The sequence below is a fragment of the Tolypothrix sp. VBCCA 56010 genome (assembly GCF_050875635.1).
In the GTDB taxonomy this organism is placed as follows: domain Bacteria; phylum Cyanobacteriota; class Cyanobacteriia; order Cyanobacteriales; family Nostocaceae; genus Hassallia.
Genome location: NZ_JBPAOH010000172.1, coordinates 1 through 15,735 on the forward strand (window position 1 = coordinate 1; position 15,735 = coordinate 15,735).

The window sequence follows — 15,735 nt, forward strand, 5'->3', positions numbered from 1 at the left end:
ATCGCTAACCAAAAAACACGTTAAAAACTAGATTGCGCCTAAAGGCGCTACGCATTCATCCCACGGCTAAAAGCCGATGGGCTTTCTGCTTTCAATTTTGTAAGTTGAATGAGTTGGTTGCAGTGTTACAAGTAACAAAGTAAAGCTAAAAATAAGAGCGTTGACTACAGTTGAAGCGCATGATATGCGATCGCCTCCGGCGCGCCTTCGGCTCTTCGGACGCACTCGCGTTCGGTATCGCCCCCCACACCCCAACCTTTAATTTGTCCAAAGTGCTAACTCCAACTGCCCAGGTGAAGTATTTGTTCTTCCTCGCGCCCGACTGTGCAACGCAAGGTGGCATGGGGAACACAGCGGAATTAGGTTCTCTGGTCGATTATCTTCGGGTGTAAAATTAGCATGGTGTACCGAGAGCGTCAGTACAGTCCACTCAGAGCGTGTCAGTTCCTTTGACTTTTCACCTGGGCGCAAACATTGCTGATTGCAGTGCCGACAGCGCCAATGTGCTGCCGCTTTAATGGCAAGTGCTATTTCATCCCAATCATCGGCGTAACGCTCTCTATAAATAGGCATTTTCCTACAATATAGACTCAGCAGTTGGAGAGTTTTAATAACTCTACCAATTTTTGGTATCAGCAGTAAAAGTAGTAACCCAAAAAGAGTCTAGAAGTGCGATCGCGTTTCCAATCATAATTAACGCACAAGGGCGATCGCTCGCTTGTATGTAAGTCCTAGAAGCAGTGCTTGCTGTTCCCCTTACTGCGGTTATTTCTCAAATCACCTCAATACCAGTACGCTGATATTTCTTGTGGCAGTCGGCGCGATCGCACATTCAATCTCCTAGGAATCTTAAATATGTAAACGGTCGGGTGCAGCGCTTTATTCGGCGGTTTGTCAGGACATTTATATTGTCTGTCCTGTCGGAAATGTGCGCGTTTTCGTATCGTTGCTAACTAATCCATAAACTTCATGCTCGGCATCAAAAATTTGAATGTACAGTATTTTCATCTCTAACCCTGAAGGCGCACGTTCTTCTCTTATTTCAGATGCTGTATGTTCTATTGTGAAAACAGACCGTGATTCGATAATTTTGCGTGTATATTTGTGCGGCTCGATACGTGTAGTCCAAGTAAGAAATATCCAACCTGGCGACGATGGTTCCCACTCAAAGAAATCTGCTGACCATTCATAATAATTGATGCATTCGAGCCAGCCAGTTCCATCGTGATTAAATACCAAGATTTCATCTGACTGACCGCCCATCTTGAATAAAGCTTCGGCGCTCCACACGCCCACAATTCCTGTATTCATAATTCTTTTACCATCACATGCATCAACGCTGCGATCGCATTCCACCAATCCCACAAGTACTGCAACCACAAAAGAAAACCATACGCCGGACTCACGGATAAAAATGCTACCAGCCACTACCCAAACGGTTGTCCCCACCGCTCCCAGTTTTCGCGTGTTGAAAGGCACTGGGCGAATGGTTTCCTAATAGGGTACGGTATGAACTCGCACTTGGCGCGATCGCGCTTATCGCTTAACTTTGCTACGTTCGTCAAATGCCAATTAATAAACAGGTAGGTTTCAACTAGTTCACTGACCAGTGCGCCAGTTCAATATCATTTGCTGCTGACTTCTTTGGGTCGGTGAAGGATAACAATAATCTCGCGTATGTTCTCGCAATCGTGCAATCTCTTCAAGAGCAGTCTTTGCGATCATTCCATGCCGTACTAGGTAACAGCCAACAACTATTCCTGTTCGACCAATTCCTCCCCAACAATGCACATAAATTTTCTGTCCAGCATTGAGTGCCCTATCAACCGTATTCAAAATGTCCACCATAACGTCCTTGTCAGGAATTTGCATATCGGGTATGGGAAATCTTCGGCGTTCAATATGAGGGGAACGATCTGCCGCTTTTGATTGTAATAGAGGTAGGTAATCCCCTAATTCGTCATTCTCCTCCTCTTCTCCAATTAAATTAATGAAGAGACTGATGCCTGTATCGAAAAAAGCTTGGATTCGTTGATGAAGCGGCAGATCAATCAGCAACATTGGATGCTCTCCTGCCAGAAATTGTTTTGGGAGTACCCAATATGAATTAGGGATTGGCACTTTGTTTTGAAAGGATAAACTTTTGCTCATAGAAGACTAATTTATTTTGAGGATTACCTACAGTGGTTCTTCTAAAAGGTTCCTAACAGTGGTAGCACTTTTTTTCTTCAGCAACTCTACCAAAGCTGGTTTCATATACTCATACTCATCAAAAATATCCAAGCAAATAGAGGAGTTTGTTTTTAAACCAAGGTTGAAACTGCTTTCGCACGGTTTTTTCGATGGGACTCCTCGATTACAAAAACAATGTCAGACGAGCGCAATTGCTTCCCTACATAACGGTATCTCTGCTTGGTGAGTCTAGTCCTGCTGAATCTACCTCTAACTTCTCGTGCTTTGAAAATACTACTTCGGCTGTAGGGCTGCGTAATCGGTTTTGGCTGCAAACAAATAATAATTTCATAAACAACAGTTTAACATTATTGTTGGGCTACAAATGACTTGCAGCAGTTGCGACAAATAATTGCCGAGAATCAAACACAAGCTAAAAATTTAAGAGGCTCGCGCATCCTTTGATTAATCTTTCCCAAAAGGCTGCCCCCACCGCTCCCAGCTCTCCTTATTAAAAGGCGATCGCACCGACTATGTGAGTCCGGCGTTAAAAATTGAGTTAAACGGGGATGCTAAAACGCGTAGGCGCAGCCCGCCGCAGGCATCGCAACCCATACATCGAAAAAATGACTGCACAAACCTGCCCTATTTGCGGCACTGCCGTTAAACCTTATTAACGATCGCTTGCTGTGCTCCTATAAACAGATAACCCCAATCTTCTGGGAAATTTGGCATGAATGCTCCTGAATCTTCTAAGGTTGGGTAAGTTGACCAACCCAATAAAGTGTTCAGTTATAGTGTTCCCAAATGCCGACACGGAAACTTACTTAAAATCCCCTAAAGTCGATACTGCCGATAAACCTGACCAGCAGCGCGATGCACTAAAGAATGACGCCACACCAGCGACTTCATATCATCCGCATAACCACCACCGATAACGCAGGCTACGGGATAACCAGCAGCTACACAAGTACTTAAAACCTGCATTTCCCGGCGGAAAATGCCCGTATCAGTTAAAGCTAACTTTCCCAAGCGATCGCCTACATGCGGATCGACACCAGCATCGTATAAAATCAAATCTGGCTTGACATCTGACAATAAATCTGGTACGTAATTTGCCAAGGTTTGCAAATAAGCATCATCTTCCATTCCTGTTGGTAAGGGAACATCGAGATCGCTTGTTTGCTTAGTACCGGGAAAATTGACTTCACAGTGCATCGAGAAAGTAAAAACACTGTCGTCGTCTTGAAAGATAAAAGCGGTGCCGTCACCTTGATGGACATCTAAATCGACAATCAAGATTTTTTTCGCGAGGTTGAGTTTCTGGAGGACGCGACAGGCGATCGCTAAATCATTGAAAATACAAAAACCAGATCCATAACTGGGAAAAGCGTGATGAGTACCACCAGCAGTATTGCACGCCAAACCGTGAGTTAGTGCGAGTTTAGCCGTAAGTATCGTACCACCTACCGCCACACAAGTACGATTTACTAGCGCCGGACTCCAAGGTAAACCAATGCGCCGTTGTGCTTTTGGGTCTAGCGTTCCGTTACAGTAAGCTTGAACGTATTCACAGGTGTGAACTAACTCTATCAACTCAAGGTGCGGAGATTCAGGGGTGTGGAATTGTTGTAATTGTGCCACACCGTCAGCCAACAACAATTCGTATAATTGTCGAAACTTTAACATCGGAAAGCGATGTCCTTCAGGCAGTGGTGCAACGTAATCTGGGTGATAAATAATTGGCAAGTCCATATAATTAATTTTCAGTTTTAACCGCCAATAATGCCAACTACCCAAACTGTGATAGTTGCTCTTTGACTCAGCCAAGTATAATTTAAACTGTAACCGAACACAGTCAAGTAGCAAATAAACCTAAGTGTATTTTGGAGTCGATAAAATTGGTTATAACGTCACAATTACGGAGGCATTGAATTGAAATTCACAAATTTAAAATTTAAATAAACACAATTGATAATCTTCTTGAAATTTGGATTTGCTTATGTTGATGCAATGGATTCTACCGCTGGGATTTATTTTAGCTGGCTTACTAGCTGGAATAATTGCTGAAAAAATCGTTTTTAGTAAATTGAAAACATTTGTCTTTCGCCAACGGTTACCAGGTAGTGAAATTTTATTTCGCTCCTTACAGCGCATCACCTTTACGTGGTTTGTGCTAGGTGGATTTTATGGGGCAATTCGTGCTTATCGAAGCTTGATACCAGATATTGCCGAAGTATTACAAACAATCCTGACAATTGTTTTTTTGTATTCAATTACCTTAGTTATTGCCCGACTGATTGCTGGTTTTGTTAGATTATATAGTCGGAAAACACAAGGAGTTTCTGCATCACTACTTTCTAACCTAGCCACAACTACCATTTTAATTTTAGGAACATTAATCATCTTACAAACGATTGGCGTTCAAATTACACCGATACTTACCACTTTAGGAATTGGTGGTTTAGCAGTTGGTTTGGCACTTCAAGATACACTTGCAAATTTATTTTCTGGTGTTTATTTAATTATTTCCAAGCAAGTTAGAACTGGAGATTATGTAAAATTAGAAGACAAACACGAGGGATATATTACAGATATTACATGGCGAAATACGACGATAAAAGAGCTTTCCAATAATGTGATAATTGTCCCTAATTCTAAACTTGCCTCGGCGATTTTTACTAATTACCATTTACCAGTTAAGGAAATTACATTAACGATTAATGTAGGTGTAGATTACGACAGCGACCTTGAGCAAGTTGAAAGAGTAACTGTAGAGGTTGCAAAAAAAGTAATGCAAGAAGTTTCACCCGAATTAATAGAAAATGAACCGTTTATCAGATTTCATACTTTTGGAGATTCTAGTATTGATTTTACGGTATTTATGCGGGTGAACGAATTCTTTGACCAACGCATTGCTAAACACAAATTTATTAAGCAATTGCATAAGAGGTATCAGGAAGAACAAATTAAAATTCCCTTTCCGATTAGAGAAGTTTATACACAAGCTAATCAAACAAAAAATGGTAACGGAGTGCTAACACCAGAATAATATCATCTCCGGCAAATTACGCATATTGTATTGTATTGTAGAGACGTTCCGGTGGAACGTCTTTATTGCATGATATGATATAAAACCTATAAAAGAAAAAGGTAAAGAGTAAATTTTACCCTTTACCTTTTGTCTTTGTCTTGTCAGCCTCTACGACAAACGAGTCGTATTACTTTTTACCGCCTGGAGTTCGTCCCCCTTCGTCGTTGCTACCACCATGCGGATGAGAATTACCTGGATCGCAGCCCTCAGCACCATTACCGATTCCTTGGTTACAATGTTGACGAGGCTTTTTGCCTTGTGCCTCAACTGCGGAACGCTGCTCAAGCGCTTGTTCTTTTTGTCCTACGGCATACTGTGAGGATATATCTGCAACATCGCCAGTGCTAACTAATGCTTTATATAGCAATGCAGAGACTTCTGCTCTCGTTGCTACCTTTTCAGCATTGATAGACTCGATATTTGGATAATTGACTACAATACCTCGTTGGGTTAGTGCAGCGATCGCATTCTTAACATCACTACGAATGCTGCTAGCATCGGTGTAAGCTGCTAATATTGTCTCCGTGGAACCACTGAAAGTATAGTTGAGTCCGCGTGCAATTGAAAGCAAAATTTCCAGGCGAGAAAGGTTAGCGGTAGGGTTAAACTGATTGCCAGAAGACCCTAAAAAGCCAGTTGCATAAGCTTCGCGGATGGCATTGTAAGCCCAATATTTACTAGAAACATCATTAAATTTGATGGCATTGCGGATTTTTACCTTTTCAAAAGCTTGACTAATCATCGCTGCAAATTGAGCGCGAGTCACTTGTTCATCTGGACGGAAAGTTCCATCAGGAAAACCTTCGAGAACTTCCATCGCTGCTAACTCAGCAATAAAATCTTTTGCCCAATAATTTGTCGGTACGTCAGAAAACTTGACTTGGATGCCGTTAGCTACACCTACTTCTCGATATTCCATCATCATTTGCGCGAGGTCAAAGTTAGAGTTATCGCTAACATCATTCACCTGTACCAAACTGCCAGGAGCAGCTTTTAAAGCCGCTGCTAAACTGGAACTAAAGGCACTCATTGACTGACGCACGACAGCAAATTCACCTTTGGTAAAGGAAGCGGGATAAACGCTATTTGCTGCAATCGATAAACCTTGTGCTTGAAATTGGCTCACTTTGATTGTTCGAGAACTGCTGAGGAAGCTGACACTTTGATTATTCACTTGGGTGAAATAATCGTAAGTAGTAGTACCCGCGTCAATCATGCCGTTCATGTCTGCATCAACACCATAGACAGTGCGAACGACTTTGTATTCTGTTGGATTTGACGACAAAATCAGGTTAACCGTTGTGTTTGCAGATATTGCTTCAAATTCGCTGTAGCCAATAAAGCGGTTTTGGGTATCGTACAAGCGTATAACAATGCGATCGCCTGCTTTGAATCCATTAACAAATTTCGTTTTTTGTTTAATCTTGCATTTGTAATCACCCAAAAATCGCTCTTTCAAATAACCTTTGCCACGTTTAGGCTTGATGGATATGCGAGTAATTACTTCCGAAAAGTTACCAGATGGTTGCCAAATCGCAAGGCTAAAACCTTTTGTTTTCGCTTTCACAGAAGAAACACTAGCAGCACTTACTTGAGTACTGCGTCGTACAATCATAGTTTGAGTGCGTCGTTGAATCGTAGTGCGACTGCTAGTTTGGGCACTGGTAGAAGTCCGTCGCATCATCGTTGCAGTCACAGCTTGAGTTGATCCTTGATCCAGCTTGGCGACTTTTCCCGATTCGTCAGTGCGATACACCCACATTTGCTGTTCATTGGCAACAACTACTTGCCAACCAGGAACTATAGAAGAAGTGCAAATTGCATCTGATTCTAAACCCAAACAGCCATCTGACCAACTTTGCTTTTGTGCCTTAACAACGCGCAAGGCAGACATTTCTACTTTTGCACGCTGGGATATATCTTGTAAAACCGCTGCTTTGACAGTTTCTGGCAATGCCTGAACCTGTTTGGCATCACTGTCATCATCGTCATCGTCGTCGTCATCGTCACCACCGGACTCATCAGCCACAAGTTGTTGACTTGGGGAATTATTCAGTGTTTGTTCGGTGGTGGTAGAGAACCCTGAAGCAGCATAAGCCATTGGCGAAGTTATTGCCACGTAAGCAGCTGCAAAAAAAACTTTGCCAAAATGAGTTAAGTAACTATGATTAAAGTTTGTCATCTCACAACCCCACCAACCGGGTAAAAGTTTAATGGGAAGAAATCTTCCCTCAGCTATTAATCCCGTGGCAGGTGAGAAACTAACATTTAAACAAATACTTTAGGAAACTTAACATTCGTAGTGAGCGGTTTACCGTCAGAGATGGGGTAGATAGAGTAGGTAATCTCTGTCTTGAGTTGGTTGGCAGAAACAGTCATAGAGCAAATATCTCAACTCAATTGGAATTAATTCAAAAATAGCATTTTGTAGTTAACCCATATACGTCAGAGAATATTACTATTAATTTAAGAAACACTTTATAAATCTTAATAATGACTGTAACTAACCAGGCAACAACAGCCACCTTTGAAAAACTCTTCTGGACTTGGAAGGACTACAAAATTCAGTATACCGTCATGGGTACAGGGCATCCTTTAGTACTGATTCATGGCTTTGGTGCTTCAATTGGACATTGGCGGAAAAATATCCCGGTTTTAGCAGCAGCAGGCTATCAAGTATTTGCCATTGATTTGTTGGGTTTTGGTGGTTCTGATAAGCCCCCGTTGAATTACACCTTAGAAGTATGGGTGGAATTACTTAAAGATTTTTGCACAGCGCATATTAGCGAACCTGCGGTATTTATCGGTAACTCTATCGGCGCACTTTTAAGCTTGATGGTGGTAGCGGAACATCCAGAAATTGCTGCTGGTGGTGTTTTGATTAATTCTGCGGGTGGTTTGAGTCATCGTCCTCATGAATTGAACCCACCCTTACGCATTGTCATGTCAACGTTTAACAGATTAGTGGGTCATCCAATTTCAGGCAAATTTGTTTTTAATCGCATCCGTCAAAAGGAGCAAATTCGCCGGACATTATATCAAGTTTATCGCGATCGCCAAGCCGTGACTGATGAATTAGTCGATTTACTTTACGCTCCCTCTTGCGATCCGGGAGCGCAGCAAGTTTTCGCTTCTATCCTCACAGCACCTCCAGGTCCATCTCCAGCGGAACTCTTGCCCAAAGTCAAGCGTCCCTTGTTGGTAATTTGGGGTGCAGACGATCCTTGGACACCAATCACCGGAGCAAAGATTTATGAGGAGGCACGTAAGAATGGCAAAGAAATCAAAATCGTTCCCATTCCTAACGCCGGTCATTGTCCCCACGATGAAGTGCCAGATTTGGTAAATCCGCAAATTGTCGAGTGGCTTCTTCAGCTTTAGTAGTGGGCGATCGCATTAGTTTTGAGGATTTATGAAAGTTCGTAGTGAGCCAGCGCGGTCTTCTCCCAAAGGGAGAGGCTAGCGCCAAGGGGAGGCAGTGCGTTGCGGAGGTTCCCTCCGTTGAAGCACCTGCCGTGGTGTCCCCCATGAGCGACTGGCGAACCCGTTCGCGCAGCGTCTCGAAGAGAAGGGTCAGCGGATAAAAGCTGTTGAAGTTGAGCGATAAATGGCTCACTACGAACAACATTATTTATACTAATAGTTAAATTACTTCTACAGTAGATTTCTTGAAAATAAAAGCTTAATCTTATCAACTTTTAAAATTTAAGTAATGTGCTATCAGTAATTCATCCCAAGTAGGGTGTAGTAAACTGCATCTAGGTAATAAGCCCCAAGAGATGATAGCGTCGTGAAGAAAATTCTGATTTTGTCAGCAAATCCCACGAATACAAATCAGCTGCGTCTGGATGAGGAAGTACGAGAAATTGAGGCAGGGTTGGAACGCTCCAGAAGCCGAGATCGATTTCAAATCATCAGCAAATGGGCAGTGCGTTCTAACGATTTGCGACGTGCTTTATTGGATCACAAACCTGAGATTGTCCATTTTAGCGGACATGGAGCGGGAAGTCAAGGTTTAGCTTTGGAAAATAACTCAGGACAAATGCAGCTGGTAAAAACTCAGACACTAGCGGGGCTATTTGAGTTATTTGACAGTATAGAATGTGTCTTGTTAAATGCTTGCTATAGTGAGGCGCAAGCTCAAGCGATTTACCAACACGTTGATTGCGTGATTGGCATGAATCGAGCAATAGGCGATCGCGCTGCAATTGAATTTGCTGTGGGGTTTTATGATGCCCTTGGTGCTGATAGATCCTATGAAGATGCTTATAAATTTGGTTGTCTGAACATTGATTTAGAAGGCATTCCCGAATCTTCTACCCCAGTACTCAAAAGCAAAAACAATCGAAAAATTACTCCACAGCAACAGCCGAACCAAGATGAGGTGGAATCACCCTCAAATCGGGAAGCTGTTCGAGTGCCAAAGCCTAAGCCAGAAGAGATTATATATAAGTCGGCATCTTTTTTAGAACAACCAGAAGGGCAAATACCTTTAGATTCTGCCTATTATATTGATCGCCCGCCGATTGAAACAGATTGTTATGAAGCTAGCATCAAACCGGGTGCGCTGATTCGCGTTAAAGCACCCCGACAGATGGGCAAAAGTTCGTTAATGACGCGAATCCTCGACTACGCAAGCAAACAAAGCTATAAAACTGCTTTTGTGAACTTTCAGTCAGTGGATGGAGAATTGCTCGGCGATTTGGATCTATTTTTACAATGGTTTGCTGCGAGTATTACCGATGCACTCTCATTACCAGAGAAGCTGGAGGAACATTGGAAAGGCGTTTTGGGTAGTAAAAATAAATGTACAAATTACTTTCAGAGGTATTTATTACCTTCTATTGACACTCCCGTAGCTTTGGGTTTGGATGAAGTTGATGAGGTGTTTAAGCATCCGGCGATCGCTAATGATTTTTTTGGGCTATTACGAGCTTGGCATGAACGGGCAAAAAACGATCCTGTCTGGAAAAAGCTCAGGTTAATAATTGTCCATTCTCAAGAAGTTTACATCCCCCTAAATATCAATCAATCGCCCTTTAATGTCGGATTGGCGATTGAATTGCCAGACTTGAATCAGGCACAGGTGCAAGACTTAGTGCAACGACATGGACTTAATTGGACTGGAGAACAAGTTGAGCAATTGATGACGCTTGTAGGTGGTCATCCTTACTTAACGCGGGTAGCTTTGTATCAAATTGCACGGGACAGGATGACGTTAGAAAAACTTCAGCAAATCGCTCCCACAGAGGAAGGACCTTACAGCGACCATTTGCGCCGTCATTTGTTGAATTTGCAGGAAAATGCTCAATTACTAGCCGCATTCAAGCGAGTGCTGTCGGTAGATTGTCCTGTAGATGTGGGGACAGCAGAAGCGTTTAAACTTCGCAGTATGGGGTTAGTGAAATTTCAGGGTAATGAAGTGATGCCATTGTGTGAATTGTATTGTGAATATTTTGGCGATCGCTTGGGAATTAAAAATTAACACACCAACCCTCGTAGAGACGTTCCGATGGAACGTCTCTACAATATGTCTGCCAACTGAGGACATGATATTACTTAAAATAAAAGCCACAAACACATGGTTCAAGTTATTCAGGCAAAAGATATCACCATTACCCAGCTTATCGATCAATTTAGTTTACAACGTTCAGATGACGAGCAGTTTTTCCCAGAGTGGCAGCACGATTTACCAGAGTTGAATGACTTAGAAAAGCAATCTCTCAACCAAGTCAAAGCCGAATATCTCCATCTATCTCAATATCAAATTTTAGAACCTGTAGTCAAGATGGTGGTATTATCCCCATTATTGCGTCTGGCTGGTTTCTATCAACCACCTTTCTACATTGCCTCGGAGGAAGAAGTTGAAATCGTTTCCGAAGACGAAGGCACGATTATTCGAGGACGCATCGACATCCTGGTTTTCCAACCTTTATTCTGGGTGCTTGTAGTTGAGGCAAAACGGGCTGATTACTCTTTAGAGATAGCAATTCCCCAAGCATTAACTTATATGTTGGGTAATCCTGACTCGGAAAAACCTGCATTTGGTTTTGTCACCAATGGTCGGGAGTTTCAATTTATTAAGTTAATCAAACAAGGTATACCCAGATATGCTTTATCTTACACATTATCGCTAAATCGTGGCGATGATTTACATACCGTTGTTAAATCGTTGAAGCGTCTTGCTCGCAATGTCATTGAATAAATGGTAAACCCTCAAGCGATCGCTGCCTACGAATATCAAGTTGGGGGCAGTCTCCCGACTGATGCCCAAACCTATGTCAAACGCCAAGCTGACCAAGACCTTTACGAAGGTTTGAAGGCGGGTGATTTTTGTTACGTTCTCAACTCGCGCCAGATGGGTAAATCTAGCTTGCGGGTGCAGACAATGCAGCGGTTGCAGGATGAAGGGTTTGCCTGTGCGGTGATTGATATTACATCTATTGGCACATCTGATATTACCCCAGAGCAATGGTATGCGGGGGTGATTGATAGTATAGTTGGCAGTTTTTATATTTATACAAGCTTTGATTTAGACGAGTGGTGGACTCAGAACGACTTGCTGCCACCTGTACAGCGTTTGGGCAAGTTTATTGAGACGGTTTTGCTCAACACAATTACGGAGAATATTGTCATTTTTATTGATGAAATTGACAGTATCCTCAGCGTTCCGTTTAAGACTGATGATTTTTTTGCCATCATCCGCGATTGTTATAACCGTCGCGCAGAAAAGAGCGCTTACAACCGCCTTACTTTTGCTTTATTGGGCGTTTCTACTCCTTCCGATTTGATTCAAGATAAGCGCCGGACACCTTTTAATATTGGTCGGGCAATTGATTTAACTGGGTTTCAGCTTGAGGAAGCGCAACCTTTAGCACAGGGACTCGCGCTGCTGGGTGAACCGCAAACGGTGATGAAAGCAGTGCTTGACTGGACGGGGGGACAGCCGTTTTTAACGCAGAAGGTTTGTAAATTAGTACTGCAAGCAGCGCAGAAGTTACTTGACAAAAACGTACAAAAAAGTTCTGTGTCACCACTTCCCTGTATCGCGGTAGACTCTATATCCCCAATACCCAATCCCCAAGCTTTTGTCGAGTGCGTGGTGAGAGAGCGTATTATCGTAAATTGGGAAGCGCAGGATGAACCAGAACATCTGAGAACCATCCGCGACAGAATTATGCACAGTGGCGAACAGCGAACTGGGCGCTTAGTGGGGCTGTGTCAGCAAATTGTGACCTCTTCTCTTAGCCCCCCTTCCCAAAGAGGGTTTGGGGGGATCGCAACTGATGACAGTCCCGAACAAACAGAACTGCGGCTGACAGGGTTGGTAGTAAAACGGGATGGGAAGTTGCGAATTTATAATCGCATTTACGCCGAGGTATTTAAACAAGAATGGTGTGAAAAAATACTGGCAAAGCTGCGTCCCTACTCTGATACGTTGAGTGCTTGGGTTGCTTCTGAGTATCAAGATGAGTCGCGCTTGTTGCGGGGACAAGCTTTGCAGGATGCTCAAAGTTGGGCTGCGGGTAAAAGCTTGGGTGATTTGGACTATCAGTTTTTTGCTGCTAGCCAGAATTTAGATCAGCGGGATGTTCAGAAGCGACTGGAAGCCGAAGAACAAGCAAAGCAGATTTTAGCAGAAGCGAATCGCAAAGCTAATCAGCGGATTCGCATAGGTTCTATGGTGTTAGGGGTGACTTTGTTGGCAGCCGTGGTATTGGCAATATTTGCTCAACAAGCAGAAACAGCGCGTAAGATGGCACTCAAAGCTGCACGATTGGAACAGGATGGAACTAATGCTTTTCTACAGTTTTCTGAAGCTAGGCAAATTGAAGGTCTTCTCTGGGCAGTGCAGGCTGGTCGGGAACTGAAAAATATAGTCAAGGATGAGCCGCTGACAAAATACCCTGCCTACAGTCCTTTGTTTACTTTACTGAAGATTCTTACTAACTTTCGCGAAGAAAATCGCTTGGATGGTCACGAAAACTCAGTTACGAGTGTCAGTTTTAGCCCGGATGGACAAATTCTTGCTTCTGCAAGTTCTGACAATACCATCAAACTTTGGAAGCGAGACGGTACACTGATTAAAACTCTCACCGGGCATAGTCAGCAAGTTAATAGTGTCAGTTTTAGCCCCGATGGAGAAATTCTTGCTTCTGCAAGTAATGATAAAAGCATCAAACTTTGGAAGCGAGACGGTACACTGATTAAAACTCTCACCGGGCATAGTCTGGGAGTTAATAGCGCTACATTTAGCCGCGATGGACAAATTCTTGCTTCTGCAAGTGATGATAAAAGCATCAAACTTTGGAAGCGAGACGGTACACTGATTAAAACTCTCACCGGGCATAGCTCTGGAGTTAATAGCGTTAGATTTAGCCCAGATGGACAAATTCTTGCCTCTGCAAGTTCTGACAAAACCATCAAGCTCTGGAAGCGAGACGGCACACTGATTAAAACTCTCAGTAGCAATTCTGAGGTTTCTGAAGTTAGTTTTAGCCCAGATGGACAAACCCTTGCTTCTGCAAGTTCGGACGGACGCATCAAACTGTGGAAGCGCGATGGTACTTACATTGCTACTCTCAGCAAAGATAGCTCTGGAGTTAACAGTCTTACTTTTAGCCCGGATGGAAAGATTATTGCTTCTGCAAGTGACAATACTATCAAACTGTGGCAGCTTAATGGCACTTTGATTGCTACCCTCACTGGGCATAACGGTGATGTCAGGAGTGTTAGTTTTAACCCAGATGGAAAAATTGCCTCTGGAAGTGATGACAACAGTATCAGACTTTGGAAAAGTGAGGGCACACAAATTAAAATTTTCACTGGACACAGCACTGCGGTAAATAGTGTTAGTTTTAGCCCAGATGGAAAAATTGCCTCTGTTGCTTTGGATGGTGTTAAATTATGGCAACGCGACGGCAGAAAAATTACAACTCTTACCGGTCATGGCATCACACATGTGAAGTGGGACGGAACAGAGTTGACCGTTATAGGGGATAAAAATCCCTTGTACTCCGAAGCTTTCAAACCAAATGAAAAAACTCCGTTTGCTACCCTAGAGGTTACTTTCTTTAAAGATAAACTTTTGTTCTGGCAAAGTTTACAACCAAATAAAAAAGAACTGATTGTTCTGAGTGAGGACGATAAAAACGGAGGCAATACTCAAAGCAGCACATGCACGGGTAATCCAGCTTCTTGCAAAACTCGTTGGAAAGCATTTGCTTATAGCTCTACATTTAGCCCGGATGGAGAAATTCTTGCCTCAGCTACATTTGACACAACCATAAAACTTTGGGATCGCAACGGCACAGAAATTCGGACATTACGCGGACATAAAGACTTGGTGACGAGCGTTGCTTTTAGCCCTGATGGAAATACTTTGGCTTCTGGCAGTAAGGATCAAACCATCAAACTTTGGAAGCGTGATGGTACAGAGATTCGCACACTCATTGGGCATAGCTCTGAGGTGAGAAGTGTCCATTTTAGCCCGGATGGACAAATTCTTGCCGCCAGTGATGACAAAAGTATCAAACTTTGGAAGCTTGACGGCACACTAATTAAAACCCTTACTGGGCATAGTTCTGCGGTTAATAGTGTCAGTTTTAGCTCTGATGGACAAATGATTGCCTCGGCTGGTGATGACAGAACTATCAAACTTTGGAAACGTGACGGCACATTGATTAAAACACTGACTGGGCATGGTGATGCGGTTAATAGTGTGAGTTTTAGCCCCGATGGACAAATTATTGCCTCTGCTAGTGATGATAAAACCATCAAACTCTGGAGACGTGACGGTTCTCTAATTGCTACTCTCACCGGGCATAATTCTGAGGTTAACAGCCTAAGTTTTAGTCCTGATGGCAAAACTCTTGCCTCTGCCAGTGAGGACAAAACTGTAATTTTGTGGAGTTTGGATTTAGATGATTTAGTAGTGCGGGGGTGCGAATGGCTTAAAGATTACATGACAAGCCATCCGAATGCACCCAAGGTTTGCCCCAGTTAATCAGTGGGAAAGTGGGGAATGGGGTGCGATCGCTCTTTTATAGTTAGAGGGGTGCGATCGCTTTTTAGTTTTGTTAGAATTAGCGATTTTCTCTTGTAGAGGTGTGCGATCGCTTTTTACTTTTGTTATAGTCAGCGATTTTCTCTTGTAGAGTCAGCGCGATCGCTCTTGATGATAAAAGCTTCAGCCCACTTGAATAAACTAAAATCTTCTTTGAGTCGTTTTTAGACGACTTTCGCTATAAGCCATAAATTTATAACCTATGGCGGATGATGCAACTGCTGCAATATCTGAGTCTACTTATTTAGAGCTGCGTTAATCTGTCTTTTATACTCATCGACGAGTATCACAAGGAGATTCATCTGTCTTTTATACTCATCGACGAGTATCACAAGGAGATTCATCTGTCTTTTATACTCATCGACGAGTATCACAAGGAGATTCATCTGTCTTTTATACTCAT

12 protein-coding genes are annotated in these 15,735 nt (G+C 42.9%); 5 read left to right on the plus strand and 7 right to left on the minus strand.

Annotated elements, in window-relative coordinates; translation table 11 throughout:
• Positions 1 to 258 precede the first annotated feature (258 nt).
• The 5 genes from AABK37_RS35260 to AABK37_RS35280 form a co-directional block, all read right to left on the minus strand.
• Positions 259 to 573: an HNH endonuclease gene (locus tag AABK37_RS35260; RefSeq protein ID WP_432556113.1), complete on the minus strand. Its 315-nt coding sequence runs from the start codon at positions 571 to 573 to the stop codon at positions 259 to 261.
• A gap of 330 nt (positions 574 to 903) precedes the next feature.
• Positions 904 to 1,479, minus strand: coding sequence for a hypothetical protein (locus AABK37_RS35265; RefSeq protein WP_432556114.1), 576 nt, complete (start codon positions 1,477 to 1,479; stop codon positions 904 to 906).
• Positions 1,480 to 1,599: 120 nt separating this feature from the next.
• Complete coding sequence (locus tag AABK37_RS35270) at positions 1,600 to 2,151, minus strand: protein-tyrosine phosphatase family protein (protein WP_432556115.1); 552 nt, start codon at positions 2,149 to 2,151, stop codon at positions 1,600 to 1,602.
• Between the two features lie 241 nt (positions 2,152 to 2,392).
• A complete protein-coding gene (locus AABK37_RS35275) occupies positions 2,393 to 2,524 on the minus strand; it encodes a hypothetical protein (RefSeq protein WP_432556116.1) in 132 nt (43 codons plus the stop codon).
• A 485-nt stretch (positions 2,525 to 3,009) separates the two neighbouring features.
• Positions 3,010 to 3,927: a histone deacetylase family protein gene (locus AABK37_RS35280; RefSeq protein WP_432556123.1), complete on the minus strand. Its 918-nt coding sequence runs from the start codon at positions 3,925 to 3,927 to the stop codon at positions 3,010 to 3,012.
• 250 nt (positions 3,928 to 4,177) lie between these two features.
• On the opposite strand from AABK37_RS35280, the gene AABK37_RS35285 reads away from it, so the two are divergent.
• Positions 4,178 to 5,224 carry a mechanosensitive ion channel family protein gene (locus AABK37_RS35285; RefSeq protein ID WP_432556124.1) on the plus strand — a complete coding sequence of 349 codons (1,047 nt, stop codon included), beginning with the start codon at positions 4,178 to 4,180 and terminating at the stop codon, positions 5,222 to 5,224.
• A gap of 169 nt (positions 5,225 to 5,393) precedes the next feature.
• Here AABK37_RS35285 and AABK37_RS35290 read toward each other — a convergent pair whose 3' ends face one another.
• The gene (locus AABK37_RS35290) at positions 5,394 to 7,448 is read right to left on the minus strand and encodes an S-layer homology domain-containing protein (protein WP_432556117.1); all 2,055 of its coding nucleotides are present in this window, start codon (positions 7,446 to 7,448) and stop codon (positions 5,394 to 5,396) included.
• A gap of 311 nt (positions 7,449 to 7,759) precedes the next feature.
• Here AABK37_RS35290 and AABK37_RS35295 point away from each other — a divergent pair, with 311 nt between their 5' ends.
• Positions 7,760 to 8,647 carry an alpha/beta fold hydrolase gene (locus tag AABK37_RS35295; protein ID WP_432556118.1) on the plus strand — a complete coding sequence of 296 codons (888 nt, stop codon included), beginning with the start codon at positions 7,760 to 7,762 and terminating at the stop codon, positions 8,645 to 8,647.
• 29 nt (positions 8,648 to 8,676) lie between these two features.
• Here AABK37_RS35295 and AABK37_RS35300 read toward each other — a convergent pair whose 3' ends face one another.
• Complete coding sequence (locus tag AABK37_RS35300) at positions 8,677 to 8,961, minus strand: hypothetical protein (RefSeq protein ID WP_432556119.1); 285 nt, start codon at positions 8,959 to 8,961, stop codon at positions 8,677 to 8,679.
• A gap of 95 nt (positions 8,962 to 9,056) precedes the next feature.
• Between AABK37_RS35300 and AABK37_RS35305 the strand changes: the two genes are divergently transcribed.
• The 3 genes from AABK37_RS35305 to AABK37_RS35315 all read left to right on the plus strand — a co-directional run bounded on the left by AABK37_RS35305 (position 9,057) and on the right by AABK37_RS35315 (position 15,272).
• Positions 9,057 to 10,751 (plus strand): AAA-like domain-containing protein, encoded by a 1,695-nt coding sequence (locus AABK37_RS35305; RefSeq protein ID WP_432556120.1) that lies wholly within the window; start codon positions 9,057 to 9,059, stop codon positions 10,749 to 10,751.
• Between the two features lie 96 nt (positions 10,752 to 10,847).
• Complete coding sequence (locus tag AABK37_RS35310; protein WP_432556121.1) at positions 10,848 to 11,471, plus strand: type I restriction endonuclease; 624 nt, start codon at positions 10,848 to 10,850, stop codon at positions 11,469 to 11,471.
• Positions 11,472 to 15,272 (plus strand): AAA-like domain-containing protein, encoded by a 3,801-nt coding sequence (locus AABK37_RS35315; RefSeq protein WP_432556122.1) that lies wholly within the window; start codon positions 11,472 to 11,474, stop codon positions 15,270 to 15,272.
• The last annotated feature ends 463 nt before the right edge of the window (positions 15,273 to 15,735 follow it).